Source organism: Novosphingobium umbonatum (assembly GCF_004005905.1).
GTDB lineage: Bacteria > Pseudomonadota > Alphaproteobacteria > Sphingomonadales > Sphingomonadaceae > Novosphingobium > Novosphingobium umbonatum.
Window position 1 is genome coordinate 152,674 of the sequence record NZ_SACO01000008.1, and the last position, 12,870, is coordinate 165,543.

The following is a 12,870-nucleotide window of genomic DNA, read 5'->3' on the forward strand; positions in this document are numbered from 1 at the left end:
GCCTCCCAAGAATTCCGCATTATGCACATTGATTGCGTATTATGATACATTCGCCCTTGCGTCGCGTCAATCGCGCAAATGGGCAAAACCACGCTGGAATGGGTGATTACAGACCTATGCGGGTCATTTTCAGCCCGTCCACATGGTGAAACAGCATGGCGGGGCGCGCATCCTCCGCCTCCACCGTGGCCACCAGATTATCCACCACCACATCACGCACATCGCGCAGCCACAGCGCCCATGCGGGTACCACGCCAAACATGCTGGGTTCGGGATAGGCACTGGGGACAAGGGGCGGATCAAGCGCGGCATCCTCCGGCGTGCCGCCACCGGCATAGGCCAAATGCAGATCGCGCAGCTCCACATGTTCCACCCGATGATCGGGCAGGCCCACCACCATGGCGGGGAATTCATGGCCAATCCCGCTGGCCTCCACCTGGGCAACGCTCACATGGCGTAACTGGCCGATGGCAGTGCCCTCCGGCCCGCGCAGCCTTGCGCCCAGCCGCAGGAAGATCGGCGCGCTGGTCACCTCGCGCATGGTCAGGCGGCGGGCGGTGATCTGTTCGACACAGGCCCCGTCCACGCATTCAATCGCCAAGCCGCGGCTGCGCTCGAAATGGCAATCCTCGATCAGCACGCGGCGGATGTCGCCATTGGTTTCGGTGCCGATCTTGATCCGGCCCGTCACCTTGTCGCGGTCGGGCGCCAGTTCCTGCTGCCGCCCGAAAGTGCCATCCAGCATCGTGCCCAGATCATAGCCCGACACGCTGCAATGGCGGATAGTGATATCTTCCGACGCGACCTTCCGCCCCAAGGCCAGACTGGTTTTCACCACAATCGCATCATCATTGGGGCTGTTGACGCGGCAATGTTCAACCAGACAATCGCTGACACAGTCCAGATCGATGCCGTCCCTTTCGGTATCAATCGCCAGATCACGCAGCACTATGCCGCAGCACCCCGTGGCCAGAATGGCAAAATGCCCGCCCCCCGCGATGGTGATGCCCAAAATCTCGACATTGCGGCATTCACGCAGGCCAATCGCCTTGTTGCCCAACCCCTGCATCGCGGCATGGCCGGTTTCCAGCGCGGCCACTTCCTCTTCGCTCATCGCGGCCATGGACAAAGGCCGTTCCCCCGCCTGAGCGCGCCAGCGTGAACCGGGGCCGTTGCGGGTCAGGCCCTTGCCCTCGATCCGCCCTTGGCCGGTGATGGCAATATCGCTTTGGCCGATGGCCCAGATCAGGCTGTTGCACCAATGGCTATGGCCAAAATCCTGATAGAGCTGCTCGCCATTATCCTCGGGCAAATCATAGGCGCCGCCATGCAAGACAGGGTCCGCCGCCTCGATCACCGCGCCCGCCGCCAGATGGAGCCTTACGCCCGACAGCATGCGGATGGAGAAACACAGATAGCGCCCCGCCGGCAGCTCCACCACACCCCCGCCCTGCGCATGGGCATGGGCGATAGCTTCGTTAATGGCATGATGGGCCAAAGCCTGCCCGTCACTCGATACCAGCATCAGCGCAGCTCCAGCACGACCAAAGCCTTGGCGGGCAGATCCACGACCAGCTTCCCATCGCGCAGGGCGGCGCCGTTAAAGGCAACCGGCTTCACCCTTACGCCATCGGCAAAGTCATTCACATCCTGCACCCGCGCCGCGGTCAACACCCGCCCGCTCACCGCGCTCGCCTGCACGCCTGACAGGGCGATTTCCAGATGCTGCGCCTTGTCGGGGTCCACATTGACCAGCGCGACATGCACCGCCCCGTCCTTGCCCCGCGCCGCCGCGCCATGCAGCGCGGGCACCACCCATTCGTCCCGCCCGTACCAGATTTTGGGCAGGTCCAGCGGCAGGGAAGTGGCATCCTGAAACGGGCGATACATGTCGAACACGTGGTAGGTCGGCGTCAGCACCATTTGCGCGTCGCGCGTCAGGATCATCGCCTGCAACACATTGACCATCTGGGCGATGTTGGTCATCCGGACGCGGTCGGCATGGCGGATGAACAGATTGATATTCACCCCCGCCAGCAAGGCATCGCGCAGCGAGTTCTGTTGATAGAGAAAGCCCGGATTGGTGCCCGGCTCCACATCGGTCCAGATGCCCCATTCATCCACCGCCAGATTGACCCGCTTGGCCGGATCATATTTGTCCATCACGGCGGCATGTTTGGTCAGCAATTCCTCCATCTTCCATGTCTTGGCCATGGTGCGGGCATAGTCGGTCTCGTTGAAATCCGTGGCCGAACCCTTGGCCTTCCAGTCGCCGGGCAGGGTGTAATAATGCAGGCCGATGCCATCGATCAGCTTGCCCGCCTCGCGCATCATCACTTCGGTCCAGTGCGCATCCGGACCATTGGCGCCGCTGGCGATTTTCTGGATTTTGGTGCCAAAGGCCGGTTTGACAAAGGTGGCATAGCGGCGGGTAACATCAGCGGCATAATCGGCCTTCATATTGCCGCCGCAGCCCCATAATTCATTGCCGATGCCAAAATAGGGCAGCTTCCACGGCGCCTTGCGCCCGTTGCGCGCGCGTTCCTGCGCCAGAGTGCCTTCGGGCGCGGTGATATATTGCACCCATTCTTCCATCTCGCCTGCGGGGGAACTGCCCACATTGCCCGAGATATAGGCCTCCGCGCCGATCAATTCGGCAAAGTCCATGAATTCATGCGTGCCGAATGTGTTGGGCTCGGTCACGCCGCCCCAATGGGTGTTGATTTTCACCGGACGCTTGGCGCGCGGACCAATGCCATCGCGCCAGTGATATTCATCGGCAAAGCAGCCCCCCGGCCAGCGCACCAAGGGCACATGCAGCGCGCGCAAGGCTTCTACCACATCCTTGCGATAGCCTTTGATATTGGGGATTTTGGAATCCGTCCCCACCCAGATCCCGCCATAAATGCCATAGCCCAGATGCTCGGCAAACTGGCTGAAAATGCGGCGGTCGATGGTGGGACCTGTGCTTTCCCCATGCAGCGTGGCCGCTTCCTGCGCCATGGCGGCGGGGGCGTTCGCCAATGCCAGTGCAGAGCCCAGCAAAAGGCGGGTAAGGACGCGAATCATGGCTTCTCCCAACTTGTTATTATATGCATATAGCGACAATATATTTCATATATCGGAAATCAAGCCCATGGAGAGAGCATGCTACGCCCCTATCGAAACCTGCTGTTCGCGCCGCTACTGGCACTGGCCATGGTGAGCCAGAATGCGCCTGCCGCCACCCCGCGCGTGTGGCACTTGAACAGACCAGCGCAGGTAGGCGCCAAGCTGGAAGCGGTGAGCGGCCATGGAACAGCGGTCTATGAAGCAGACGGCGCGCTGTCCTTTCCGGTGGGCGAAGGCAATTGGTTGGTCACGGTGGAACTGGGCGATGCCAAAGCCACCGCCAGCACCACGATCAAGGCCGAGAACCGCCGCCTGATGCTGCTGGATGCGGGCACAAAGCGGGGCGAGACGGTGGTGAAGCGCTTTGTCGTGCATGTGCATAATGCGGATCTGGGCGCGGTGCCGGAGAATGCACCGGGCGCAGCAAAAGTCCGCCTGCGCCCCGATCAGGCCGCCCAGCGCAATTGGGACCATGCGCTCACGCTGGAAATGCTGGGCCGCCCTGCCCTGCGGCAAATCTCCATCGAACCAGCCCAAGTGCCCACGCTGTTTCTGGTGGGCGATTCCATGGTGGCCGACCACCCGACCGAACCGACCGCCAGTTGGGGCCAAATGCTGCCCGCCATGGTCGACGAGAATGTCGCGGTGGCCAATTATGCCGAAAGCGGGGCGACGCTCAAATCTTTCCTCGCCGATCTGCGTCTGGACAAGGCCTTGAGCCTGATGAAAGCGGGCGACTATCTGTTCATCCAGTTCGGCCATAATGACCAGAAAGCGCAATGGCCCCAGACCTATGCCGAGGCGGGCACCACCTATCGCGCCTATCTGGCCGCCTATATTGCCGAGGCACGGCGGCGTGGCGCGTATCCTGTGCTGGTCACCAGCCCCGAAAGGCGCAATTTCGATGCGCAGGGGCATATCGTGCCATCCCTGGGCGATTATCCGCAGGCGATGCGCGCCTTGGGGGCCGAACTCAACGTGCCGGTGATCGACCTCAACCGCGCCAGCATCACGCTTTACGAGGCGCTGGGGCCGGACAAGGCGCCCGAAATGTTCAACGATGGCGGCAAGGATCGCACCCATTACAACAATTGGGGCGCATGGATGGCCGCGCGCATCATCGCCGATGGCATCCGCGCAGCGCTTCCGGCACTGGCCCCTCACCTGACCGTGCCCCGCTTTGATCCGGCCCATCCGCAGGCCATCACCATTCCCGCCAGCAAGGGCAACAGCAGCCAGCGCCCTTTGGGCAATTAAAAAAGGGGCCGCCGGAACAAATGTCCGGCGGCCCTGCTACGCGGGGGAGCGTAAAAGTTCTTTTAGAACTTGGCGTTGATGCCCACCGTCACGGTGCGGCCAATGCGCGAGTCAAACAGGGGGTCCTGACGGCCACTGTCGATATAGAGCACATTGTGTTCGTCGGTGATGTTCGCCACATCCAGCGTCAGCTTGGCGGCCTTGGTCAGATTATAGCTGGCCGAGGCATCGACAAAGGTGGTGGGCTGGTTGGCACGCACGTCGCTGTCATTGGCGCCCGAGGGGATGCCACGGATAAAGCGGTCGCGGTAATTGATCGTGCCGCGGATCGAGAACTTGCTGTTTTCGTAATAGAGCGTGCCGCTGGCCGTGTTGCGCGACATGTCGATCAAATCGGCCACCGCGTTCAAATTGGCCTGCACATTATAGGTGATGTTGGCCGACACGCGGGTGTAATTGGCCAGCATCCCGAAATTGCGCAGAGGTCCGGGCAGGAAGGTGAAGGGCAGTTGAAGGTTGACTTCAAAGCCGTTCAGCTTGCCACCAGGCGTGTTCTGGGCACGGTTGACGGTGAACAGATCCGCCGAATTGGCAGCCGATCCGGCCAACAACGCATCGGGCAGGCCCAACTGGTTGAAAGGCACAAGCGAACTGACCGACTGGATGAAAGTGCCGATATTCTTGTGGAAGAAGGCTACCGACACCAGCGATCCGGGGCGGAAATACCATTCCAGCGCCGCGTCAAACGCGGTGGCGCGGATCGGGTCCAGATAGGGATTGCCGATCGTGGCCGTGCGCGTGGTGGCATTGAACGCACCGCCCGAAGGCAACGAACCCAGTTCAGGGCGGCTCATCACCTTGGATGCCGACAGACGGCCAAGCAGCTTGGGGTTGAACTCCAGCACCACATTGGCCGAGGGCAGCCAGTCGGTATAGCTGCGATCCACCATCGCAGGCACCGCCACCGTGGGATAGGCACCACCGGTAACAGCGGTGGGGATATAGCCCACCGTATGCTGGCGGGTGTTGACCATGCGCAGGCCAATGTCGCCGCGAACGGGGATCGGCAGCTGGTCTTCGAAATTGAACTGGGTCATCGCATAGGCGCCCAGAATTTCCTCACGCACTTCGGGCGAGCCGGTGCCGCATTCCGCGCCGCAGAATTTGAAATTGTCGTAACCGACCGCCTTCTTCCACTTGTCGATATCGGTGGCAAGGAAGCTGGAGAAAGCGCCCGGCGTCAGCAGCGTGTTGAGGCCGGTGATCTGATAGGTGAAATCGGCCACGCTGGTGCCCGCGGGCAGAGCCGTGGTGGCAGTATTGGCCGGAGCAACCGCGCGGACATTGTTCTTGAAAGCGCTCTGGCGATATTGCGCGCCAGCCTTGAAGGTGAAGACCGAGCTAGCCTTCCACGAGGTCTCGGCTTCGAAGCTGAGATTGCGCGTGGTGGCCTTGCGGCTGATGATGTTCCAATTGCCCAGCACGGTGCCATCGGCCAAGCCCGGCGCGTAGCGGAAATTGGCCGGATTGGCGACATCAATGCCATATTTCATGGTGGGGATGCTGGCATTGTTACGGAAATCGATGGTGAAATTGGGCGTGTCGATCGCGTCCAGATTGACGGTCAGGCGCTCCGGATTGTCAAACACCGAACGCGACCAGCCCGCCATTAGATTGACTTCCAGCTTGTCCGTCAAATCGTGGCGCAGGCGCAGATTGCTCTGGGCGAAGGTCGAGATGAAATGGTCGCGCAGGCTTTCCGAACGCAGGTCCACGCCGTTGAACGCGCCATAGAGCAGCGAGCCATTGTCCTTCAATTGCAGGTCGGTGACCGACACCATCGGCTGCCCGTTGTTGTTGGCGTTGCGGGCAAAGGACAAGGCGTCGATGTAATTATCCCAACGGGTTACATCGAAGCGCGAGTAAAGGTTATCAAGGCTGATCTCGGTGCGGTCATCGGGGCGCCACTGGAGGGACAGCGAACCGCCCATGCGCTTGGCATCCTGACGCGAGTTCACATAGCGGGGGATGCGCGGGAAGAAGGCGCCGCCGCCAGCCACATTGGCAATGCCAAGCCGCGACTGGATAAGGTTATAGGCCGCCGTGCTGCTGGTGCGTGGATTGCCGGTGGAGCAATTGGCCGCATCCACGCCCTTGAGCGTGTTATTGACAGGGTTCTGGGTGGCATAGCCCAAGGGCGAGCAGAAGCCGCCATTCACATAGGCAGGCAGGATGTTCACCGCCGAATAGCCCACTTCGCGGATGTTGCGCTTGCTATAGGCAAAAGTGGCCAGCACGCCGAAAGTGCCCGCCTCGTTCTGCTTGGACAGCAGCACGGATACGCGCGGATCCATCTTCTTGCTCAGTTCGTTCCACACGCCCTTGGCCGAAACCGTGGCGACGAAAGGCTTGTGGAAATCCAGCGGATGCGGCGCCTTGAGGTCCACCGTCGCGCCCAGCGAACCTTCCTCGGTATCGGCCGAGGGCGTCTTGCGAACGGCCAGTTCGGAGAAGATTTCGGTGGGGAAGACGTTGAAGTCAAAGCTGCGGCCGGTGTTACCCGCGCCATAAATGTCGGACGAACCGGTCTGGGCGGTGCCTTCCATGCCATTAAGGCGAACGCGGGTGAAAGCCGCACCAAGGCCGCGCACCGAGATATTCTTGCCCTCGCCACCGTCACCACGGGCCAGCGCGATGCCGGGCACGCGCTGCATGGACTCAGCGAGGTTGGAGTCAGGGAACTTGCCCACGTCTTCGGCCTTGATCGAGTCAATGGCGACCGAGGCATTCCGCTTTTCACTTAAAGCCGCGTTGAGCGAGGAGCGGAAACCGGTTACCACGATAGCCGCATCAGAAGCAGGTGCCTCGGGTGCAGCCTGCGCCATGGCCGAAGTGCCCCATGCTGCTGTAAAACCCGCCGCCACCAGCGCCATGGCCGAAGTGGCCACGCGCAATTGTGCTGTAGAAAGTCGCCCCATTTCATCCTCCAATATGTCCCGGTCCAAGCCTTTCCCCAAATCCGCGAGTCGCGTCTGGGCTTGGCCTGTTTGATCATCTTGGTAATGGTCCGGAGTGGCGGCTGTCAACGCACATATTGCAAGCATGTTTCACATATAGGGCAAATTGGCGCAACAAACCGGATTTTTCGCACTGTTGCATAATGCACACACCGCCGCCTCGTTTCACATTGTGTGCATCACGATTGCGTTGCGCCCCAAATTCGCTAGATAGCGAAACTATGGAACAGGACAAAAGCTCGCCCGAAACCGCACTTGAAACAGAGGCTGACGCATCCAGCGACAGCACCACGGTGAAAGGCGCGCAAACGCTGATGCGGGCGCTGGATATTCTGGACGAGGTGATCGACGGACCGATCCGCGCCGCCGATCTGGCGCGCAAGCTGGGCATGAACCGCACCACGGCGCATCGCCTCGCCCATGCGTTGCGCATGCGGGATTATCTGGCGGTCACGCCGGACGGTTTCGCGCTGGGGCCCAAATTGCTGCAACTGGGCGTCTTGGCCAGCGAACAGACCGACTATGTCCGCATTGCCCGCCCCCGCATGGAGGCGCTTTCGGCGCAGACCGGCTTTTGCGTGTTCATCGGCAATCGCGAAGGGAATTGGTCCCGCCACCTTGACCGCGTGACCGGCCGCCAGCGCCTGCGCGTGGCCACCGCGCCGGGCGACCGCCGCCCGATTGCCGAAACCGGTCTGGGCAAGGCGCTGATGCTGGATGACACGGAAGCCAGTTGGAAGAAGCTGTGGAAGCAGGCCCATGCCGAGGAAGGCACGCCGGAAGAATTGGATCGTTTCCTGATGCTGATGCGGCAATATAAGGCCGAGGGCATTGTCCGCCATGACAGCGAATTGGGCGATGGGGTTCGCTCGATTGCAGCACCGGTTCGTAACGCGCGCGGTGCCATTTGTGTCGCGATCAGTATTGCCAGCGCCGCCCATTATCTGACCGAAGATATTGCCGAAGACCTGACGGCGCGCGTCAAGCAATGTGCGGCAGATGTTAGCGCGGCGATTGGCTGGCGACCGTAAGATGGCATAGAGCCCCTGCTGTCTGGCAGGGGCTTTTTGTGGCCAGCCAAGGCCCAAATCCCACTTTCATCTCTGATATCCAAAGACATTCCGGCGGAGCGATAAACAGCCTCCTCCGGAATTTAACCTGTTACCCATCCGACACAGTGTTTCTGTAATATTTCACAATATTTCAAAGCATGGTTGAAACCTCGCAAAATCCGGCGCCATAGGGCTAACACCGATGTAAATTGCGAGCAAAAATCCGGCTCCCGCGCCCGAAAGGCGCGTCCGGATCGCTCTGAGGGGTAATTAAACAACCATGTCCAATTTCACCAACGCTCTTCGTCCCGCGTTGCACTACGGCGTTGCCGCCATGGCCTGCGCCGTGGCTCTGGCCGCCGCTCCCGCCTTTGCGCAGCAGGCACCCAAGCCCGCCGAAGAAGTGAAGGAAATCGTCGTCACCGGCACGCTGTTCCGCCGTACCGACACCGAAACCCCTTCGCCGGTCACCGTGCTGTCGTCGGAATCGCTGGCCCGCGCCGGTATCACCACCGCCTCGGACGCGATCCGCTCGATCTCGGCTGACGGCGCCGGCTCGATCGGCACCGGCTTCCAGAGCGGCTTTTCCGCCGGTGGTTCGGCCGTTTCGCTGCGCGGTCTGGGCGTGTCCTCGACGCTGGTGCTGATCGATGGTCTGCGTTCGACCAACTTCCCGCTGAACGATGACGGCCACAACGCCTATGTCGACCTCAACTCGATCCCCTTCAGCCTGCTGGACAAGATCGAAGTGCTGAAAGACGGCGCATCCTCCAGCTATGGTGCGGATGCCATCGGCGGCGTGGTCAATATCAAGCTGAAGAAGAAGTTTGTGGGCGTTGAAGGCCGCGTTGAAGGCGGCATTTCCGGCCATGGCGATGCCAGCTATCAGCGCGCCCAGCTGACCGCCGGTTTCGGCGATTATGATGAGAAGGGCTATAACTTCTACATCAACGGCGAATATCAGCGCAACGGCCGCGTTTCGAACGCCAGCCGCGGCTTCCCCTATAACACGCTGGACCTGACGCCCATCGGCGGTATCGACAAGAATACCGGCGACTCCTCTATGACCGTCAACGTGCCCACCGCCTATATGATCCGCGGCACGCAGAGCGACCTGAACAACCCGCTGTCGGGTGGTTCGGTGTTCGGCTCCACCTACACGGCGCCCGGTCTGGCGAATTGCTCGCGCGGGACTTTCACCGTGGCGGCGGGCACCGGCTGCAAATATGATCTGGTCGACATGTATCGCCAGATCCAGCCGCTGCAGGAACGCTATTCGGTCAACAGCCGCCTGAGCTTCCGCGTGTCGGATTCGGTGGAAGGCTACATCACCGGCAGCTTCAGCCGCAGCTATGTGTCGATCAGCGGCACGCCTTCGGTTATCCGCAACACCCAGCCCTTCGGCGGCTCGCCCTCGATCGCCTCGTCGAACCCCGGCATCGTTCTGCCCGTATATATCTGTTCGTCGGGCGTGAATTGCGCAACGGCTGCTGATCGCACGCTAAACCCGAACAACCCCTATGCCACCGCCTATGCCAATGACCCGAACAATGGTGCGGCCCGCATCTATTACATGTTCGGCGATATCCCCGCAGGCAGCGACCGCACCAATGACGTCTATCGCTTCACCAGCGGCTTTAACGGCAAGATTGGTGACAGCACCGACTGGCGCGTGGAAGGCGTCTATGCGCGCGACAATATGTCGATCACGCAGCATGGCCTGATCAACATCGCCAATCTGATGAAGGCGATCAACACCGGCTCGTATAATTTCGTGAACCCGTCGCTCAACAGTGCCGCCGTTCGCGCCTCTATCGCGCCGGACAAGACCACGCCGTCCTATTCGACCATGTATGGCATCGACGCCTCGATTGCCCGCCCGTTGTTCGAATTGCCCGGTGGCAAGGCCCAGCTGGCCGTGGGTGGCCAGATCCGCGCCGAAAAGCTGGAAAACAACAACCAGAACGTCAATCTCGACACCTATGGCCTGACCACGGCTTCGGCCTTTGGCCAGCACACCGTGTCGGCGGCCTATTTCGAAGTTGACGCTCCGCTGCTGCAACCGCTCGATCTGAACATTTCGGGTCGTTATGACCATTACTCGGAAGGTTTCGGCCGCTTCTCGCCCAAGATGGGCCTGAAGTTCACCCCGTCGAAGGCTTTCGCGATCCGCGGCACCTATTCGGAAGGCTTCCGCGCCCCGACCTTCGCCGAAAGCGGCCCGCGCAGCCAGTATGCCGGCTTCGTGACCACCACCGCGCCCTGTAACTTCATTCTGGCGCATGGCGGTTCGGGCGATCTCACCAAGTGCGGTGCCAATGGCAATTCGTACAACACGTCCTACTCGCTGGGCCGTGGCGTGGTGGGCAACCCCAACCTGAAGCCCGAAACCTCGCGCAGCTTCACGCTGGGCACCATTGTCCAGCCCACGCGCTGGTTCAGCTTCACGGTTGACTATTACAACATCAAGAAGTCGAACCTGATCGTATCGGGCCCCGACATCGGCAAGGCGGTCAGCGCCTATTACAACTCGACCACGCTGGCGGCGGCTCAGGCGGCTGTGGCTGCGGTTGGACCGGGCTATTCGGTGAACACCGTGGACTCGGTTGACCCGCTCTATCCCAACGCCCTGCCCCGCGTGCTGATCATCAACGTGCCCTATGTGAACGCGAACTATTCGCTGACCTCGGGCATCGATGCTTCGGCCACGGTGAACCTGCGTCTGGCCAACAACATCAAGTGGACCAGCCGCGTCGAGGCGACCTATGTGATCAATTATGACCTGCACACCAGCACCGGCGTGCAGAAATATGCGGGCACTTTCGGTCCCTATGACCTGTCCTCGGGCAATGGCACGCCGCGCATCCGTGGCAACTGGCAGAACACGCTGGACATCGGCAAGGTCTCGGTCAGCCTGACCACCTATTATGTGGGCCGTATCAAGGAAGTGGCCACCGATCAGGGCAACCTGTCGACCGCTTGCTCGACCAACCTGTATGGTACGGGCAAGAACTTCTGCTTTGTCAGCCCCTTCATCAACAACGACCTGAACGTGAACGTCAAGGTCACCGACAAGGTCAACTTCTTCACCACCATGAAGAATGTGTTCAACGCCAAGGCTCCGGTGGCTCCCGCCGCCTATGCCAGCGCGCCAAACTTCCTGACCACCTGGCACTATGCCGGCCTGATCGGCCGCGAGTTCCGCGTCGGTATCTCGGCCAAGATGTAATCGCCGCGGCAGGCCTTTGGCGCTCAGCCAGGGGCCCTGCCAAGCGAACAATCAAGGGGCGGCTTTCCATAGGGGAAGCCGCCCCTTTTTTTTGCGTCGAAACCATGACGATCCCATGGCGCTGGTTCGAGGATCGCGAAGCACGCGGTGATGGCGAATAACAAAATTCCGCCAAGTTAGACCATTTTATCTATATTACTTAATGGCTTAAAGCCTAAAATGACTTGCAAATCCTCTCGGAATGTAAAATCTAATACATCGAAGCCGACCAATGAAGCTTCGGCAAAACCGGCGGTTTTGTCTTATTCATACACCCTATGCACAAGGCATTCGCACCAATATTTGCACTAAATTTATGACAATGAGGGCAATCACCCCCCAAGTTGCCATCACACACCCATAATTACATGTGCATTGCTGATAACGCGCGAGGCTAGAAAGCATTTTTTCCGCGAGAGGCAGCCATTATGGCCGAGTATACCAAGTTTGGCGCAGAATTTCTGGTGAATACCCAAACGTCGGGTGAGCAATACGAACCTGTGGTGGCGCGACTGGCCGATGGCGGTTTCGTGATCACGTGGAACGATCAATATGCCGATGCCAACAGCTATGGCGTCAAGGCACAAATCTACAACGCCAATGGCGCAAAGGTCGGCGCCGAATTTCTGGTCAACACCTCTACCTCTCACGAACAAACCAACCCCTCGATCGCCAGCCTTGCCAATGGCAATTTTGTGATCGCGTGGTGCGACAACAGCGGTTCGTTGGGCGATAGTTCCGACTGGGCCATCAAGGCACAGATCTACACCATGGCCGGTGCCAAGGTCGGGGACGAATTCCTTGTCAACACCGCCACCAATGCCGCCCAATGCAACCCGCGCATGGCCAGTCTGGCCAATGGCAATTTTGTCATCGCATGGTGGGACTACAGCGGCCAGATGGGGGATGGCAGCGATGGCGGCCTTGTCGCGCAAATCTATTCCGCCAGCGGCCAGAAAATTGGCGCCAATTTTGCAGTCAATGCATTGACTGTTGAGTTGCGCTGAGAATTGACCCGGGAGGGGCGTAAATTTTCACTGAGAATTGACCCGGGTGGGTATGGGTTATGTGCTGCCCATGGCGGTCAAGGTCAAGCTTTGGGTTTATACCTTTCTGGATTTTGGGGTGGCGGAACTGGCCCTGAAGCGGAAGCTGTCATTGCCGG

At 60.1% G+C, this 12,870-nt stretch carries 7 protein-coding genes; 4 read left to right on the forward strand and 3 right to left on the reverse strand.

What is annotated here, in order from left to right; genetic code table 11:
- Positions 1-106: 106 nt before the first annotated feature.
- Together EOE18_RS11980 and EOE18_RS11985 are read right to left on the reverse strand one after the other, a co-directional pair.
- Entirely contained in the window at positions 107-1,525 is a 1,419-nt protein-coding gene (locus EOE18_RS11980; protein ID WP_127709794.1) for a rhamnogalacturonidase, read from the reverse strand.
- A complete protein-coding gene (locus EOE18_RS11985) occupies positions 1,525-3,069 on the reverse strand; it encodes an alpha-N-arabinofuranosidase (RefSeq protein WP_127709796.1) in 1,545 nt (514 codons plus the stop codon). Before EOE18_RS11985 ends, EOE18_RS11980 begins: the two co-directional genes overlap by 1 nt.
- Positions 3,070-3,147: 78 nt before the next feature.
- Here EOE18_RS11985 and EOE18_RS11990 point away from each other — a divergent pair, with 78 nt between their 5' ends.
- Positions 3,148-4,368 carry a rhamnogalacturonan acetylesterase gene (locus EOE18_RS11990; RefSeq protein WP_127709798.1) on the forward strand — a complete coding sequence of 407 codons (1,221 nt, stop codon included), beginning with the start codon at positions 3,148-3,150 and terminating at the stop codon, positions 4,366-4,368.
- Positions 4,369-4,430: 62 nt separating this feature from the next.
- Here the strand turns inward: EOE18_RS11990 and EOE18_RS11995 are convergent, their stop codons facing one another.
- Positions 4,431-7,346, reverse strand: a complete 2,916-nt coding sequence (locus EOE18_RS11995) for a TonB-dependent receptor (protein WP_127709800.1) — start codon at positions 7,344-7,346, stop codon at positions 4,431-4,433.
- 353 nt (positions 7,347-7,699) lie between these two features.
- Here EOE18_RS11995 and EOE18_RS12000 point away from each other — a divergent pair, with 353 nt between their 5' ends.
- From EOE18_RS12000 to EOE18_RS12010, 3 genes are all read left to right on the forward strand, one after another.
- Positions 7,700-8,416: an IclR family transcriptional regulator gene (locus tag EOE18_RS12000; RefSeq protein WP_127709842.1), complete on the forward strand. Its 717-nt coding sequence runs from the start codon at positions 7,700-7,702 to the stop codon at positions 8,414-8,416.
- 301 nt (positions 8,417-8,717) lie between these two features.
- Complete coding sequence (locus EOE18_RS12005) at positions 8,718-11,666, forward strand: TonB-dependent receptor plug domain-containing protein (RefSeq protein ID WP_127709802.1); 2,949 nt, start codon at positions 8,718-8,720, stop codon at positions 11,664-11,666.
- 467 nt (positions 11,667-12,133) lie between these two features.
- Positions 12,134-12,712 (forward strand): hypothetical protein, encoded by a 579-nt coding sequence (locus tag EOE18_RS12010; protein ID WP_127709804.1) that lies wholly within the window; start codon positions 12,134-12,136, stop codon positions 12,710-12,712.
- Positions 12,713-12,870: the final 158 nt, after the last annotated feature.